Annotated in this window: 11 protein-coding genes; 8 read left to right on the top strand and 3 right to left on the bottom strand. The window is 55.5% G+C overall.

Features of this window, described 5'->3' with window-relative positions; translation table 11 throughout:
• Positions 1-4: 4 nt before the first annotated feature.
• The 3 genes from secD (at position 5) to NCG89_RS12510 (ending at position 4,420) form a co-directional block, all read left to right on the top strand.
• Positions 5-2,521, top strand: a complete 2,517-nt coding sequence (gene secD / locus NCG89_RS12520; RefSeq protein WP_251086883.1) for a protein translocase subunit SecD — start codon at positions 5-7, stop codon at positions 2,519-2,521.
• A 77-nt stretch (positions 2,522-2,598) separates the two neighbouring features.
• Positions 2,599-3,570: a calcium/sodium antiporter gene (locus NCG89_RS12515; protein WP_251086882.1), complete on the top strand. Its 972-nt coding sequence runs from the start codon at positions 2,599-2,601 to the stop codon at positions 3,568-3,570.
• A gap of 157 nt (positions 3,571-3,727) precedes the next feature.
• Complete coding sequence (locus NCG89_RS12510) at positions 3,728-4,420, top strand: molybdopterin-dependent oxidoreductase (protein ID WP_251086881.1); 693 nt, start codon at positions 3,728-3,730, stop codon at positions 4,418-4,420.
• A gap of 5 nt (positions 4,421-4,425) precedes the next feature.
• On the opposite strand, the gene NCG89_RS12505 is transcribed toward NCG89_RS12510, so the two are convergent.
• Positions 4,426-4,947: a DUF1993 domain-containing protein gene (locus tag NCG89_RS12505; RefSeq protein ID WP_251086880.1), complete on the bottom strand. Its 522-nt coding sequence runs from the start codon at positions 4,945-4,947 to the stop codon at positions 4,426-4,428.
• Between the two features lie 97 nt (positions 4,948-5,044).
• Complete coding sequence (locus NCG89_RS12500; RefSeq protein ID WP_251086879.1) at positions 5,045-5,767, bottom strand: Crp/Fnr family transcriptional regulator; 723 nt, start codon at positions 5,765-5,767, stop codon at positions 5,045-5,047.
• A 148-nt stretch (positions 5,768-5,915) separates the two neighbouring features.
• Here NCG89_RS12500 and NCG89_RS12495 point away from each other — a divergent pair, with 148 nt between their 5' ends.
• Positions 5,916-8,345 carry a neutral/alkaline non-lysosomal ceramidase N-terminal domain-containing protein gene (locus NCG89_RS12495; protein WP_251086878.1) on the top strand — a complete coding sequence of 810 codons (2,430 nt, stop codon included), beginning with the start codon at positions 5,916-5,918 and terminating at the stop codon, positions 8,343-8,345.
• A 134-nt stretch (positions 8,346-8,479) separates the two neighbouring features.
• Entirely contained in the window at positions 8,480-8,974 is a 495-nt protein-coding gene (locus tag NCG89_RS12490) for an Mpo1 family 2-hydroxy fatty acid dioxygenase (RefSeq protein WP_251086877.1), read from the top strand.
• A gap of 156 nt (positions 8,975-9,130) precedes the next feature.
• Here the strand turns inward: NCG89_RS12490 and NCG89_RS12485 are convergent, their stop codons facing one another.
• The gene (locus NCG89_RS12485; protein ID WP_251086876.1) at positions 9,131-10,912 is read right to left on the bottom strand and encodes a hypothetical protein; all 1,782 of its coding nucleotides are present in this window, start codon (positions 10,910-10,912) and stop codon (positions 9,131-9,133) included.
• Positions 10,913-11,524: 612 nt separating this feature from the next.
• On the opposite strand from NCG89_RS12485, the gene NCG89_RS12480 reads away from it, so the two are divergent.
• The 3 genes from NCG89_RS12480 (at position 11,525) to NCG89_RS12470 (ending at position 16,508) form a co-directional block, all read left to right on the top strand.
• Complete coding sequence (locus NCG89_RS12480; RefSeq protein WP_251086875.1) at positions 11,525-14,941, top strand: hypothetical protein; 3,417 nt, start codon at positions 11,525-11,527, stop codon at positions 14,939-14,941.
• Positions 14,942-15,060: 119 nt separating this feature from the next.
• A complete protein-coding gene (locus NCG89_RS12475) occupies positions 15,061-15,291 on the top strand; it encodes a hypothetical protein (protein WP_251086874.1) in 231 nt (76 codons plus the stop codon).
• A 200-nt stretch (positions 15,292-15,491) separates the two neighbouring features.
• Positions 15,492-16,508, top strand: a complete 1,017-nt coding sequence (locus NCG89_RS12470; RefSeq protein WP_251086873.1) for a hypothetical protein — start codon at positions 15,492-15,494, stop codon at positions 16,506-16,508.
• Positions 16,509-16,522 lie beyond the last annotated feature (14 nt).

The following is a 16,522-nucleotide window of genomic DNA, read 5'->3' as shown; positions in this document are numbered from 1 at the left end:
TGCCATGCTCAGCTTAACGTCTCGGGCTGTGGTGTACGGCCTGCTGATTCTGATCGGCCTGCTCAGTGCCCTGCCCAATTTACTGCCCCCTCAAGCCGCCAGTCGGCTGCCCGATTGGTATAGCGGCAATACCATTTCACTGGGGCTCGATCTGCGGGGCGGATCCCACCTGCTGCTGGAAGCGGATACCGCTTCGCTGATCAAGGACGAGTACCAAAACCTGGCCACCCAACTGGCTGATCGCCTGCATGAAGCAGGCATACCCGCCTCCCGCCCTAGAATGGAGGAGGGTCAGCTCGTTGTTGCGGTTCAGGAAGCCCAGCGGCGTGACGCCAGCGACATCGCCCGGGATATATCCAGAGACGACGGCGCGGGCCCGCAACGCTTCACGGTGCGGCACGAGGGGCCGCGCCTGTTACTCAGGCTCACTGCCCTCTGGCAGGAGCAGTTGATCGATGACGCATTGGCGCGCAGCCTGGAAGTGGTGCGGCGACGACTGGATGAAAGTGGCCTGGTGGAACCCAGCATTACCCGGCAGGGGCACAGCGGGATACTGGTGCAGATGCCCGGCGTCGCCGACCCGGCAGAAATTCGCAAATTGCTGGGCACCACCGCCAGAATGACCTTCCATTGGGCAGCCTCGAAGTCGTCTGAGCGAGCAGCGGTGTTCGACATTTTCGACGCTGGCACCGCCTCGCGATACCGTCTGGAGCGCGCCGTTGCTCTGCAAGGCAAGCATATCCGCGATGCCAGACTGACATTTCAAGCGGATACTGGCGAGCCGGTGGTGAGCTTCCGGCTGGACAAGGAAGGCGCCGATCAGTTTGCCGAACTCACCCGCGACAATGCCGGACGGGTGTTGGCGGTGGTGCTCGATGGCAGAGTGATTACCGCCCCGGTGATTCGCAGCCCGATTAGTGGCGGCAGCGGCGAAATCAGCGGCGCCTTTACCGCTGCCGAAGCGGGTGAGCTGGCGTTGTTGTTGCGTGCCGGTGCCCTGCCGGTGCCCTTGCAGGTGATCGAGGAACGCACGGTTGGCCCCGACCTGGGCAGTGATGCCATCTCGATGGGCCTGACCACCGGGCTGGCCGGCGCTGCGCTGGTAGTCGCCTTTATGCTGGTCTTGTATGGCGTGTGGGGCTTGATCGCCTGTGTTGGCCTGGCCATTAACATCGGCATGCTGTTCGGCATACTCAGCCTTTTCGGCGCTACCCTGACACTGCCGGGAATCGCGGGAATCATTTTAACCATTGGTATGGCAGTTGACGCCAATATTCTGATCAATGAGCGTATCCGCGAGGAGAGCCGCCGCGGCAAATCCGCGCGCATGGCACTCAAGGAAGGGTTTGACAAAGCCTACAGCACCATTCTCGATGCCAACCTGGCAACCCTGATTGCAGTGAGCCTGCTGTTCCTGTTTGGCAGCGGCCCGGTGCGAGGCTTTGCCGTCACCATCGGCATCGGCCTGCTGACCTCACTCTTCACCGCCATCTCGGTCACTCGCTTGTTGATGGAGTGGCAGGTGAAAGGCAAGCGACGTCAGTCACTGAAAATCGGTGGGATCAATGCACTGGACCGGGTTAGCGTCCGCGGGGTGAACGTTCTGCGGGGTCGCGTTGTAGGTTTAGCGGTTTCGGCTGTGCTCTCGGTGGCATCGATTCTGGCACTGTTTCATCCTGGCCTGCACTACGGTGTGGATTTTACCGGCGGTACGTTGATAGAGCTGCGCACTCCCGGTCTCTCAGCCGGCGAGCTGCGCGCTACGCTGGAAGAGCACGGTTTCGCCGATGCGGCGATTCAGGATGCCGGCGGCCCGGAACAATTCTTGGTGCGCGTTCCCGCAGCGGCCGAGCCCGACAAGACCAGTACCCAGGTAGATGACATCATGGCTGCCGTACGCGAGCTCCGGCCCGACAGCGAGTTTGCGAAAGTGGATATGGTCGGGCCCAGGGTCAGCGACGGCTTTGCCGACGCCACCATCCTCGCTATCTTGCTAGCCGGTGGCGGGATGCTGATGTACCTGTGGATTCGCTTCGAATCCCATTTTGCATTGGCCGCCACCCTGACCATCGCCCTGGACCTCACCAAGACCATCGGCTTTTTCGTTCTGGCCGGGGTAGAGTTCAATCTGACAGCGGTCACCGCTCTGCTGGCACTGATCGGCTATTCGGTGAACGATAAGGTCGTTGTATTCGACCGTATCCGCGAAAACCTGCGCCTGACTCCCGACCGGCCGATATTGGAACTACTTAACGAAAGTATTTCCTCCACTCTCACCAGAACGGTGTTCACCTCGGTGACCACTTTTCTGGCACTGTTGCCGATGGGGATTGCCGGTGGCAGCGCCGTGTCCAGCTTTGCCCAGCCAATGCTGTTCGGTGTGGCGATTGGCACAAGCTCATCCATCTTTGTCGCCTCGCCAATTTTGTATTTCCTGGGACGGCGCCGCTCGGCAAGAGGACTCTCGCAGTTGCGACCCAGCGCTGAGGCGCTTCGGCAAGAGCGGGAATTGATGCCCTAGGAAGCGCAGCCGTTAAACTTTCTCCGCACAGCCCGTAACATAGCGTGCGGGCTCTTTCGCACACACAAGGTCATGTCATGTTAACTGCTATCGCCTGTATTGTTGTTGGTTTGGTGCTACTACTGTGGAGCGCCAACCGCTTCGTGGAGGGCGCCGCCGCCAGCGCGCACCACTTTGGCATGCCAGCGTTGCTCATTGGTATGGTTGTGGTCGGCTTTGGTACTTCAGCGCCGGAGATGCTGGTGTCTGGGCTTTCCTCGTACCAGGGAAATCCCGGCATTGCGCTGGGCAATGCCTACGGCTCCAACATCACCAATATTGCCTTGATACTTGGCCTCACCGCCGTGCTCGCACCTATCACCGTGCACTCCCGAATTCTGCGCCGGGAACTCCCCATATTGCTGATAGTGAGCCTGCTGGCGGTGATACAACTGTGGGACGGCACGATCACTACGCTGGAAGCCGGCGTGCTGATCGGTGTGTTTGCACTAGTGATGATCTGGACGGTGTATCAGGGAATGAGCGATGCCAGAGACAACCTGAGCAACGAGTTCGAACAGGAGTTAGGCGGCAATACCCTGCCCCTGAGGCGTGCTCTTTTCTGGCTGTTTTTTGGATTGCTGCTGTTAATTGTCAGCTCCCGCATCCTGGTGTGGGGCGCGGTGGAAATTTCCATCGCCCTTGGCGTGAGTGATCTGGTGATCGGGCTGACCATCATCGCAGCGGGTACATCACTGCCGGAGCTGGCTTCGTCTGTGATTGCCGCCCGCAAGGGCGAGCACGACATCGCATTGGGTAATGTGCTGGGTTCCAACCTGTTCAACACCCTCGCCGTAGTGGGGATTGCTGGCCTTATCAACCCCATTGAGGTCGGACCCGAGGTGCTGCAACGGGATGTGCTGGTCATGGTCGCCCTGACCTTGTCCCTCTTCGTGGTGGGCTATGGCTTTCGCAGACCCGGACGCATCAACCGCGCTGAGGGCACGCTGCTGTTGCTGGCCTACTGTGCTTACACCGTGATGCTGATTGCCACCGCAATCAATCACTGACTATCAGTTTTCCCAGGGAATGAGAACGGGCAGCGTCCAATGAGAGCCGGTGGCCAGACCGGCCATTCAAGAGGCTGTACCCAACAAGCGAATTGATCCGGCAACCAAAGCGAGCTACTTTCACCTCACCAGACAGCTTCCGAGATTACAGGCGCCCATGAGTGACAAACGACAGCCACCCCACGGTCAGCGGTATATCACCCACTTCGAGCGCTTTGGTTTGCCTACCTTCGCCTTTTACAAACCCGATGAGAGCAAGCCCTGGCAACTCACGGTGAAAGGGACGACTGCTGCGAATCTGGATATCAAACCTCAATTAGCCGCCCTGCCCCGCCAGCATCAGACCGCTGATTTTCATTGCGTGACGTCTTGGTCCTACGCCGATGTTTCCTGGGCCGGTGTTGCCTTTGCCGATGTTTACAACCAGCTAATCAAGCCCCATCTACCCGAGGGCAACAGTCCGAATATTGTGGTGTTTCGCGGCGACGACAGCTACGTGACCAGCCTGCCCCTGGAGGATGCCCTGGCCGATGGCGTAATGATCGCCGATGAGATGAACGGTGCGCCCATCCATTTTGATCACGGCGCACCCTTGCGGCTGGTTGCGCCGAAGCACTACGGCTATAAAAACGTGAAACACCTGCGGACCATCGAGCTGGCCGACAGCGAAGGCGCGTATACCTTCCCCAAGCCCTGGCCCCGGCTGATGGAGCATCCCCGAGGCCGAGTTGATTACCAGGAACGAGGGCGGCATCTGCCACCCTGGTTATTTCGTTGGTTGTACCTTCCCATTGTCTGGCCAACGCGCTTGCTGTTCCGGCAGGTTGCCAAAGGTCGGCGCTCAGACTGACAAGCTTACCGGCTGATTTTCATCTGGCCGAGGTAATCGATTTTGCCCAAGGCCACGCCGCGTTTTCTCAACAGGTCGTAGCAGGTGGTGGAATGAAAGTAAAAGTTGGGCAGGGAGAAGCTCAGCACAAAATGCTCTGCCGTGAAGGGCATCTCGCGTTCACCAATTTTAAAGACGATGGTTTTACCGGCATAGCCATTCACGGTATCCGGGCTTATGGCTTTTAATTCGCTGAGCGCATTCTCGATGCGACCTTTTAAGGTGGCGTAGTCCAGATCGGGTTCGTTTGCCGGCGGCTGAAACAGGCCCGCCTCCAGCCCTTTAACGCAACCCAGGGAGTGATGAACAATGGAGCGCAGCTGAAACTCCAGCGGCAGCATGTCTTCGCACAGGCGGTCTTGCAGAATGTCGTCCGGTGACGCTCCGGTCTTTTTCAAATGCGCTTCCGCTTTGGCCAGCACTCCCAAATTCGCTTCAAGAATTTGCAAGTAACTGCCAACACTGACCTCATAAAGTGACATTGACATGGTAATACCTCCGCTTGGTTATTTTGCTGCCATGACAAAACCGGCATGGCAGCACGTCAAAATACATTTATCTGCCGAATCTAAAAACAAGGCCTGTTTACTGGGCCAACAACTCAGATGCGCCGCCCCGTTCTACGTGATCGCGCAGGGCTGCACCCTCTAACAATACTAACTTGCCGCGCCCCAAGCGCACCCAGCCCCGGCGCTCAAACTCCCGCAGTTCTTTGTTCACGCTTTGTCGGGTCACCCCCAACATGCGCGCCAGCTCTTCCTGCGAAAGGGTGATCTCAATCGGGCTGTTGGCATCACCAAAGCGATAGGCTTCGGCCAAATCCAGCACCCGCAAACCCACTCTCACCGAGATGGGTAGGATGGTGGTCTCAATATGCGCCAATGCCAGGCGCAGTTTGTTGCACAGCACCCGGGCAAAGTCCCGATACCAGATCGGGTTGCGGTCCAGTATGGCCCGCAACTTATCAGCGGGAACAACGCGCACCTCGGTTTGACCCACCGCATGAACGTCAGTCGGTCTTGGCCGCTCATCAAAACAGGTCACTTCACCAAACCAGGTGCCGGGGCCATAGAGGCCCACCAGGCTTTCGCTGCCATCGGCAGTGGTAATCGACAAGCGCAATCGGCCCGAGCTGACCCCGAATAATTCCCGACTTTGATCGCCGCGGCGATAGAGCATTTCCCCATCGACCAGCTTGCGCAGGGTGCTGGCCTCAAACAAGGCCTGGCTGAGTTCCGGCGACACCAGGCCGTCCCAGGTGCGGCTCCAGCTCCCCTTGGGCGATGACTCGTCAGGCGGTTTTGTCATTATTGTTTCCTGTGTGCTGCGATTGCGATTTTTGCGAGACCGCCAAGGGCTGTTTGCGGCGGCCTTGTGTCGCTTGGTTGACAGACGGTGGCAGCAAAACCACTACACTGTTTCAGTATCGCAAATAATTAAAATAAGACTCTATCATATGACTATGTCAATCCACGCTCGCCCCATTCGGCGACTCAGCCTTGCCCTGCCCCTGGTCATTTGCGTTGCCTGCGGCGGTGGCGGTTCCAGCAGCGGAGGGTCAGGCAACACGGACAACGGCGGCAGCGGCGAGCCCGGCCAGTCTGCGCTGACCCGAGCCGAGCAGTGCCTGCGCCAAAGCAATGCGCTAGCCGTGGGTGCCGGTCTCGACGCGCCGGGTCGCCTTGAAGTGGATCTGCCCGGCATCGGCCAGCCCGGTCAGTGCGCTGGCGACGGCGACTATCAGTTTGGTACCGGCATCTCGGATATTACCGGCCCCGCGGCTAACACCGGCGGTAGCGGTTGGGAATCCCCAACCCAGGTATTTAGCGGCATCCACAGCCGCCAGTTTTCCCGGGCCTTTGCCATCGCCTCGCCCTGCAGCGGTAAGCGGGTCATGTTTGTGTCCAACGATCAGGGCTTGATGTTCGGCTCGGTGCGCCAGGGCGTGTTGGCGGGCATTGCGGCCGATCCCCAGCTCGCACCCCACTATACTGCCGACAACCTGATGCTATCGGCTACCCACACCCACCAGGGGCCGGCGGGCTATTCCCACTATGAAGCGCCCAATGCGCTGCATTTTGGCTTTGACCAATTAGTGCTGGATACCTTGATTGAGGGCACCCTGACCGCGATTCGCCAGGCCCATGCCAACCTGCAGGCCAACCCCCAGCGCGAACGCATTGTGCTGGCCAGCGGCGAATTGCTGAACGCGAATATCCAGCGCTCGGCACCCGCCTTTGCCATGAACCCTGCCGACGAGCGGGCCGCGTTTTTGAATGAGCGAGGCGAAGAAATTCAGGTCAATAAACGAGTGCTGCAGTTAAATCTGCTGCGGGGCAATGGCGCAGCCGTAGGCATCATCAACTGGTTTGGCGTGCACCCCACCATCCTCGGGCCCGAGCTTAATCTGGTCAGCTCAGATCATAAGGGCTTTGCGTCACTGGCCTTTGAAACGGCCATGCAGACCGACTACCAGGCGCCCCTGGGTGAAGACCGTTTTGTGGCCGCCTTCGCCCAAATGGATGAGGGCGACTCGTCACCCAATATCGCCATTGCCGAGCATCCCTGGCCGGCGCCCCAGCGCGGCGGCGGTATTGACCCCTACGATTCCAACACCATTGCCGGTCGCAAGAGCCTGATAAAAGCCCTGGAGCTGTATCAGTCCGGCAGCGCCCTGAGCGGCCCGGTGGATTACCGCCTATTCCATGTACAGATGGATAGCGTCACCGTGAACGATCCTACGGTGCTGGCCAGCCTCAGCCACCCCGCATCCCTCGATAGCCCGGTAAAACGCACTTGTACCGCCGCACTGGGAGTGTCCTTCGCCGCTGGCGCGGAGGATGGCCCAGGCCCCGGCGACGAGGGCATCACCTGCGCCGCCAGCCCCGATGTGCTCGCTGCCGCGCAGGCGGATTTGGCCACGCTGTTTAACATTGATCCCGAAAACTTTCCCACGGGCGCCCTGCCAACCTCGCTGCTGTCTGCCGCCCTGCTTTGCCAAATTCAGAATGCGCCCCTGCCCGGGGCTGACTTCTCCTGCCAGGCGGAAAAGCCAGTGGCCATTCCCATTGGGACGATCGCCGCTGAGCCCGCCATCGTGCCTCTGCAACTGTTTCGCATTGGCAAACTAGCCATTCTGGGGCTGCCCTGGGAGGTGACCACCATGGCAGCCCGGCGGCTGCGCAGCAGCCTTTATGAAGTGCTGTCACCAGTCGGCATCGACACCATAGTCATTGCCGGGCTGGTCAACGATTACGTGCACTATCTTCCCACCCGGGAAGAATACGCCTCACAACAATACGAAGGCGCCTCCAGCCTGTTTGGCCCCTGGGCGTTGGCGGCGGTGCAACAGGAGTCTCGCCGGCTGGCGATATCCCTGCGGGACAATTTGCCGGCACCCTCCGGCCCGGACTATGTCGACACCGATCCGGTGCTGATCCGTCCGCCCTACGTCCCTTCCGATGTCGATCCCGGGCCTGGCTTTGGCGCCCTCATCAACGATGTGCCAGAGCGTGTCTTGCGGGGTGAAACCGTGCGCGCCGAATTTCAGTCCGCCCATCCTCGCAACGACCTGCAATTGAATCGAGGTTATGTGTTGGTGGAGCGCCAAGTAGATGACACTGACTGGGAAGTGGTTGCCACCGATAAAAGCCCGGCGCTGTTGTATGTATGGAAACCCTCGGCGCCCTCACCCCTGCCGCTGGATTCCCCCGTCACCGGCCCCTCTACCGCCGAGGCCGTGTGGACGGTGCCGGGCGACGCGCCCGCCGGTGTATATCGGCTGCGCCATCAGGGTGTTGCCCAAACCTTGGGTGGCGAGCCAAGCCCCTTTGAGGGCGTATCGAGCAGCTTCGAGATAGCGGGCGCGCCGGGCGAATGCCCCTAGCCAATAACCGCAAGGAATTTATCGTTTGTGTCGGCGCACTGACAGACCCGTCGCGCTTCGGGCGCCACAATAAAGACCATAACAGGCTCGTATTCAAGAGCCGACAGCGCAACACGAAACGCCGGAGAACGACTATGCCAACCGTTGAGCAATACCTGAAAGATTACGGGGTCAGCCACCAGAACCCCACCAACCAGATCATCCACATCATCTGTGTACCGGTGATATTCTTCGCCTGCATTGCCATGGCCTATGTAGTGCCATTAGCAAGCTGGACCGGACTGGTGTCCGAATCGTCGGCAAGCTGGTTTAACCTTGCCACCTTGCTGGCCATCCCCATGCTGGTGTTTTACGCCCTGCTGGGCTTGCGCAGCCTGATCGTCGGCGCGGCCTGGTTTGGCGTCTCGCTGGCCGCGTGTATCGCCCTTGAAGGCATCAATGCACCGCTGCTGGAAATCGCCATTGCCGTTTTCGTTATCGCCTGGATCGGCCAGTTTATTGGCCACAAAGTCGAAGGCGCCAAACCCTCCTTCTTCAAAGATATTTTCTTCCTATTGATTGGCCCGCTGTTTGTGCAGCAGGAATTCAATCACTGGGTGAAAACCGGCTCGCTGGGTGCGCAGTCGTGAAGGTCGGTGGGTATAATCCACCATCAATCAGCCCAATGATTTGCACCCAGCGCACGGTAGCCTGCCGAGCTAAACATCGCTCAGCGGCTACCTGAATTGGCAGCACAATTTTCGAGCTGAGCGAGGCTATCTGCCAATGCGGCATTATTGGAACCTCTACTCCTCGAAATAATCCTCCGACAGTCTCCACAATTCAATTACCCCATCACCCGAGGCCCATAACACAATAGACAGGTTGTTGGAATTCGCCGCGTTGACTTCATAAGTAGTGGTGCGGTCAGCCACTAGCTGCTGGCGACTATCGCCGTTTACACGGCGCGCCGAGGAGACAACATTTAAGTCTGCCGACGCTTCCACACCATACACTCCGGCAAGTGGTTTTGAGCTGAAAGGCACAGACCAAAAGAATCGGTACTGTCCATTATGGTATGAGAGCTTCAGGAACTCCTTGGTCTGGTCATCACCATCAATAACAACGTGGGGAACAATGGTTATGCCCGGATCTTCAGCATCACCTACCTTCAATTCTCCCGATACAAGCACCTTCTTAGCAAAGATTGCCGACTCTCCCGCGCCAATCAACCCATCGACCAACGCACCCTCAATCCAACTTAAAAGGTAATCTTGCCCATCATAAGCGAGCTGGACGTAGCGCGGAGTATCACCGTTATCGTCATGAAATTTCACGTCACTCGAAGATATCGGATCACCGCTCAAGCCTAGTGCACGGCCATATATCGGACGCGCAATATCATCCGCTGCATCATAGAAAAAATACGGCGTCCAAACAGCAAGGTAGCCATCGGCGCCGCCGACGACATGAGGTATCAAACTAACGGCATTGGAACCGAAATAGGATATTGGGGATTCGGAAAGCAATAACCGTTCTGAGACAGAACCATCTGAGAAAATCTTTGCGCCCCAAATTGAATGGACGGTATGGCCATTGAGATCAGAGCTTTCAACCCATACAGACAGCACTCCGCCTGCACCAACAGTCAGGTCCGACCTTCTCGGAAGCGCATTCGGGCCTGTCCGCGAAATATGGATGGGGTCGCTATCCAACATCGTTCCATCGACAGCAATCCGGCGACCAACCAGTTGAAATTCGACGTTATATGTCAGCAGATACTGCTCACCATCGAAAACGAGATGGTAATCGAGTCCGTCACAATCATAGTAGCTATCGATGGAGTCGATCTCGAATTCCGACAACACACGCTTATCACTTTGGTATAACGTGCCGACAATGCGCCAAATTCGCTCATTGGAAAAATCTGGAGGGCGACAAGACACCACCAAAAAATTCTCACCATCACTCGCGACCTCCGGACGGCCCGGTTCAGAAAGATCGGAATTGAGTTCAAGGTCTCTCAGCACAATCTGACCGAATCGCATCTGTTGGGAAAGGTGCCTGACGATCTCCTGATTCTTGGGAAACTTGTGTCGCTCGGCGGCGTACAAAGTACCGACGACCTCGTTGTCAATCTGTACAAAGGTTTCCATAAACCTAAAATCAAGGTCATCAATACCCTCGATATCCGCATCGAAGATCACCTCCCAGCCGTCAAAGCCATCTATCGTGACGCGCCGACTAGAAATCTCGACTATATTTTCCACGCCCTCTTCTTCGGTCGGGCTGCCACCCTCTGTAATCGGAAATCGATACAAAATTATCGTTTCAGCAAATCGATCCTTATCGTCTTCCTGAGGCTCATAAAAAACGCCAACCAAGTCCGGATCTGCGGTATTGACACTCCAATCTGAGGGATAGGACGCCGATACTCTCGAAGCTTGACCGTGAAAGGAGGTAAAACTGACTTCACTTGGGGCTATTGGCAAAACTTCCACCGGGCTTCCATCGCCGCCAGAACCACCGCCGCCACCACATCCTACAAGCAAGCCCATTACTAACAGACACAAAAATATCCCTCTCATACTACTGCTCTCATTCCATTCTAAGTTGTCTTATCAGCCGCCGTAGATGTTAGCGACGTTTTCCGCCAATAGGAACAAAATCGCTAATGGAGAGCGAGAAATATTCATGCGTATAACAAGCAAAAGCAGGCTCTCGCAAACCAATTTAATTCGGTTACCTTATTTTTATATCGCCGCACCACTCCAAGTAAAGATGATCACACCAGGCCGAAACGCACTCGGCACGCCCTCTATTTTTATAGTGCCGACTCAATCAAAGACTTGATACCAAGCATCTCACCCACCCTCCTCGCGAGAGCACAGCAATGACAAATAAACTATATTGCGATCAAAAGTTCATTGCCATACACTCTCACCGACTAAAACCACAACTAAATTTGCGCCAGCACCGACAGCCAATTCGCAGCTCAGATTTTTCATCAGTCGATTTCACACGCATGCCCCGCTAGCATGATGCTGACTGTGTGCATAAAGTTTCCAGGCTGCAACTGCATAAATTTAGTAGAGACTCTGTATTAAACACCACACTCCTGCCGTGAGGCGGCAAATTTGCGTTTTCATCGCGACGACTGATGAAAATGGAATTTCCGTGGAGTGCAAGGAAGGCACACAATGCGCAGTTCGATTTTTCCATTCGCTCTTCTCGTCCTATTCACCACCCTAATCGCTTCATGTGGTGGTGGTGGCGGTGGTGGCAGCGATGGCAGCCAAGTAAGCGAGAGAGAACCTGCCGCGCTAATGTCAGTGGCTGCGCAAAACAGCAGCAAAATTGCCAGCTCGTTACGGACAGAAATGTTCCAGCCGCTTTCGTTGTTCAGCCAGATCAGAGGGTACTACAGTAGACCAACACCAGAATTTCCCTTCGACAATGATGAAATCTCAGAGCCATGTGATAATGGCGGCAAAACCATTATCAAAATAGAGCAGCACGGCGCCAAACTAACTAACATCTACGACAACTGCTCTCCTTACGAGGGACTTCGCTATGATGGTCGAGTTACCGCTCATTTCACAAATGTTGATCGGCAAGCCAACAGCTATATTTTTACAATTGAATATGCAAATGCTGAACTAACACAGGGTGACCAAACGTTGACAGAAAATGGTCACGTCGTCTTTCACGTGACTATTGGAAGCGATGATCTGGTTGAAGCTCGCATCGTCAGCAACCGATCCCGCCAAGTGAGCCCCCTCGCCAAACCAGTATTTACCCATGATTTAGAATTTATCGCCTCCTTTACTAATCGAATTAGCAATCCCACTACGATCAAAAATACAAAAGGCCTACTCGAATTTATCGATGAGGGAAGCGTTGCCATCAGCTGGGCGGCGCCTGAATCCAAAATTAAGATTTCGGGATCTTCTGAAGATGTGGCTCATATCGAGCTCGGGCCAGATCACTATTCCCTGAAATTCATACCAGAATCCGGCCCTAAACCAGAGATTATTATCAACTCGCAGAATCGCCAAAAATTAGTTGATTGGCCCGCGGCACCTTTTAGCCCCACTTTCACCGAACGAACCAATGTAGAGCTGGTAGAGATTTTTCATACCGAGATACCGCTGAGCGACTATTTGTTTGACGCAAATTTCGATGTATTGACGGTGTCAATTTCGGCGCTAACCTCACCGGACGGGGCGAGCCCCGAGTGGCGTTACGAGCCCCCCTTTCATATTACCTTTTCAGGCGATGCTTACGGCGATTATCGCGCCTTGGTAACTGCTACTGACCCAACTGGCAGGCATGTTTCTGGTGAAATTGGTCTGAGCATCTTCCGCGATTTTGATGGCGACGGCATGCACGATGGTATCGATTGGGATGATGACGAGGATGGCTATGAGGACGACGACGATAGGTTCCCATTTGATCCAAATGAATGGCGGGACAATGACAGCGATGGCATTGGAGACAATGGCGACACTGACGACGATAACGATGGCGTAGCCGACGGCGACGACAGCTTCCCCTTTGACGAAATGTGCCAAGAGGATTTTCACAACGTCGATGGTGTGTGCGTTGCTGAAATCATCGACAATTCCAAAATCGTCTCTGATGGTCGTCAGACACTTTTCTTCCTGCCAAATGGCAGCAAATCGATTTATCCGTGGGATACCCCCTCACGCCGGTTTCTAAGACCAATAAATTTAGAGTCTGGTAGTGCGTACGCCCAAACCACGTCCTTTACTTACTCGGCTCCCCAACAGAAGATGTACATTGGTTACGATGACGGCGTCGTCACATCAGTCGATGCTAGTCAAGCGCAACCACCAGAGGTGGTATTCTACCGGCCTCCTGGCGAGGCGCCCCGCGGTGGCGGTCGAAATTATGGCCTCTCCCCTCTTGGTGACCACATCCTGATTCACCTTGCAGAGTCTCAATACCCTCCCTTTCACGGCCTAAGACTTTTCAATGAGCATGGTCAAGAGGTGGCGAGTAAATACAGTGCCAGCCTTAGCGGTAGCTATATCTGGAGCGACTTACACCAACGAGAGTATTTTATTTCCGAATCGGGCAGCCCTACTAAGTTACAGTACTACCCAGTAGACTTGGCAAACGGCATTATCGGCGATGCTGTCGATTCCCCCTATCATGACGAGTACCGCACATACGGACCGTTATTCTTATCGGCCGACCAACAATTAATACTTACCTCGCCGGGCAACGTCTATTACACAGATGATATGACCTGGGCGGCGTCCATTCCCAAAGGTATTTTCTCCGCGGTGTGGGCGGAAGACGGATTAATCACACTTAGAGGTGTAGGTAATATTGCGCTGCTAGAACGTCGCAACAACGCAATGGAAGTGGTAGAGACGGTAAAAGTGATCGGACAGCCATTGGCGTTGACAAAAACGCAAACCGGCTACCAAATCATCGTGTCAGATTATTTCCGCGCCCAAATTATCGACTATCTGCCGAGTGATGACACGGATAACGACGGTGTTGGCAACCTGCAAGACGATTTCCCGCAAGACGCCTCCGCGTCTGTCGACACCGACAATGATGGCCATCCTGATTCTTGGAACGCAGGGTACTCTGCGACTGACAGTACTTCAGGCCTGACACTTGATGCCTTCCCCGAGGACGCTGCATGCTTTGAAGCTTCACAGGCTGTCAACGGTATGTGCGAAATTCACGCGCCAACCGGTTACTTCGTCACCGATGCAATTTCCGATGGAAACGACACGCTTTATTTCCTGACAAGCTTTGACCTCTTGATGTACCGCTGGTCATTCGACTCAGAAACGTTCCTGCCCCCTATTGCCATTGGTGATCGAGCAGCCGATATCAAACCGAAAATTGCCGCTTATTCCGCGGAAACGAATCGGATGTACTTCGGATATACAAATGGCATGGTCACGGTCATGGACCTGGGTGATGCAAATCCAAGGGAAGAGCCTTTCGCAGCAGCGCCCGATACCGTCAATGGTTTAGCCATGATGGGAAACCACGTACTTGTGCAAAGCGGCACCGGCTACAGCGCAAAGTTTCACGTCTACACCCACGAAGGAAATCTAACTGACACAGACATGAACGGCTATTATTCGGTTAGCTATGCTTGGAACGAAAACCTAGACCGGCTGTATTACTTCCACAATGACTTTCACCCAGACGATTTGCTGTTTTCAGACATAGATACAGGCACTGGAAAGTTCATTGGCTCGGGCGAATCACCCTATCACGCGGAGCACTCCTTTTTTGGAGATATTTTGCTTTCACCGGATTCTTCACAGGTGGTTTCCGGTGAAGGTGTTGTCTTCAGCAGCAGCTCACTATTGGAGCTTTACCGCTTAAGTGATTCTTTCCAGTTTGGGGTCTGGCTCAATAACGGCAATATCTATGGCCTAAAAAACTCCTCCGAGCACGGTGATAGCACGCTTGTAAAATACGAAGGTGGTAGCAAAACTTCGCAACTGCATGACCTGACGGGAGATCCTATCGGCATTTTCTCTGGCAAAAACAAAGTGTTTGCCGTGACTGAAGTAGGAGAAGACCTGGCATTCACTGAAATCAGTTCGGCACCCTAAATGGCGAATACATTGGGCGCATTCACTACCTCAATCCAGCCGACCCTTTAACCCCGCTGAAAACGGAAGAGATTTCTCTATTTTGTAGCAACGATGCCTGCACTCTGGGAGAAAATGACTTGCTGTTATCGGAAACCAGCAGCAACACCTTTCGCACGAGCGGCAACGGTACAGAGTATTTACGCGGCGAGTTTGCCTCTGCGGACAATAGCCAAAGCTATACTTTTCTCGGCGGCGCCTCGTTTTTTGGGAATGTGATCGCCGGTTTTGCCCACATTGACCGTGATACCACGACTGCCTGCAGTACTGAAAAGGAATGCCTGCTGCTGGTATTCACCAAGAAAAACTAGTCCCTGTTAGCCCGCGCTACCGCCCGCCTTCCCGGCGGGCGGATCATCCCTCGCCTCAGCAAAAACCGCGGCCTGATCGCCTCCTCCTGACTCGCACCCAATCACCTGGAAGCCACTCTACGGTGATATTCACGCTGAATTTTGGCCCGGGTAAACGGTCGCAATAATTCAGAGAAGGACCACCAAAACGCGAGGAGGCCATGACCCACCAGGCAAATGCCGACGACAATCAACACCCGCGCCGGGGAGCCAACCAGTGGTGGCTACTGACCTGGGATATCGCCGTTATTACCCTGGTCAGCGCCAACCTGTTTCTCATCCTGTTCGACACCCTGTTTATCGTCGAGCCGATCCGGGCCGGGCTGGATAATGTCAGTCCCGGATTCACCGAGTGGTACGACCAGCGCATTCATAGCCGCTTTCAAGAGATCGATCTGGCCTTTGTGGGCTTGCTGCTCTGCGATGTTATCGCCGGCTGGATTTATGCTGCAGTACAGGGGCTCTACGCCCGCTGGTGGATTTATCCCTTTGCGCGCTGGTACGACGTACTGGGCTGCATCCCCCTGTCGGGTTTTCGCCTGCTTCGGGTTTTGCGGGTGATATCGATCCTGTTCCGGCTGCAGCGCATGGGCTTGATCGACATCCGCCGCTGGGGGGTGTACCGGGTGTTCATGCGCTATTACGGGATTGTGATGGAGGAGCTGTCTGACCGGGTGGTGGAGAACGTGCTCACCAGCGTGCAGGACGAGGTTCGCAGCGGCGCGTCGCAATTGCCCAAGCGCATCGTCAATGAGGTGGTCATTCCACGGCGACAAATGATCGCCGCCGCCATCGCCACCCGCTGGGGTGAAACCAGTGCGGAACTGTACGCCGACAATCGCGAGGCCTTGAGCGACTATCTGGATACGCTCATTACCGGCGCCCTGGAAAATCACCCTGCGGCAAAGCAGCTGGAGCGCATTCCTGGACTGGGCAACAGCATCACTGATGCGCTGGGCCGCACCATTGCCAATATCAATCAGGATGTGATGGATGAGCTGATTGCCGGCTTTCAGTCACCGCGTTTTGAGGCGCTGATCGATGACATGCTGGGCAGCATCCTTGAAGCCCAGTCCCACCACCAGCCCGAAGAAGCCGCCACCGGGCCGGTGATGATCGAAATCCTCGAGCTGCTCAAAGAGCAGGTGCGTCACAAACGCTGGCTTGAAGAGCGCTAATTATCGCGCCAGCT

Source organism: Spongiibacter taiwanensis (assembly GCF_023702635.1).
In the GTDB taxonomy this organism is placed as follows: Bacteria; Pseudomonadota; Gammaproteobacteria; order Pseudomonadales; family Spongiibacteraceae; genus Spongiibacter; species Spongiibacter taiwanensis.
The sequence above is the reverse complement of the archived record's forward strand: the minus strand, read 5'-3'. Positions and strand labels throughout refer to the sequence as shown.

What these genes read in the sequence shown, in the direction of transcription:
- NCG89_RS12510 (WP_251086881.1), top strand. Translation starts at nt 3,728, where the DNA reads ATGAGTGACAAACGACAGCCACCCCACGGTCAGCGGTATATCACCCAC.
- NCG89_RS12480 (WP_251086875.1), top strand. Translation starts at nt 11,525, where the DNA reads ATGCGCAGTTCGATTTTTCCATTCGCTCTTCTCGTCCTATTCACCACC.
- NCG89_RS12485 (WP_251086876.1), bottom strand. Translation starts at nt 10,912, where the DNA reads ATGAGAGGGATATTTTTGTGTCTGTTAGTAATGGGCTTGCTTGTAGGA.
- NCG89_RS12470 (WP_251086873.1), top strand. Translation starts at nt 15,492, where the DNA reads ATGACCCACCAGGCAAATGCCGACGACAATCAACACCCGCGCCGGGGA.
- NCG89_RS12490 (WP_251086877.1), top strand. Translation starts at nt 8,480, where the DNA reads ATGCCAACCGTTGAGCAATACCTGAAAGATTACGGGGTCAGCCACCAG.
- NCG89_RS12505 (WP_251086880.1), bottom strand. Translation starts at nt 4,947, where the DNA reads ATGTCAATGTCACTTTATGAGGTCAGTGTTGGCAGTTACTTGCAAATT.
- NCG89_RS12500 (WP_251086879.1), bottom strand. Translation starts at nt 5,767, where the DNA reads ATGACAAAACCGCCTGACGAGTCATCGCCCAAGGGGAGCTGGAGCCGC.
- NCG89_RS12515 (WP_251086882.1), top strand. Translation starts at nt 2,599, where the DNA reads ATGTTAACTGCTATCGCCTGTATTGTTGTTGGTTTGGTGCTACTACTG.
- NCG89_RS12495 (WP_251086878.1), top strand. Translation starts at nt 5,916, where the DNA reads ATGACTATGTCAATCCACGCTCGCCCCATTCGGCGACTCAGCCTTGCC.
- secD (WP_251086883.1), top strand. Translation starts at nt 5, where the DNA reads ATGCTCAGCTTAACGTCTCGGGCTGTGGTGTACGGCCTGCTGATTCTG.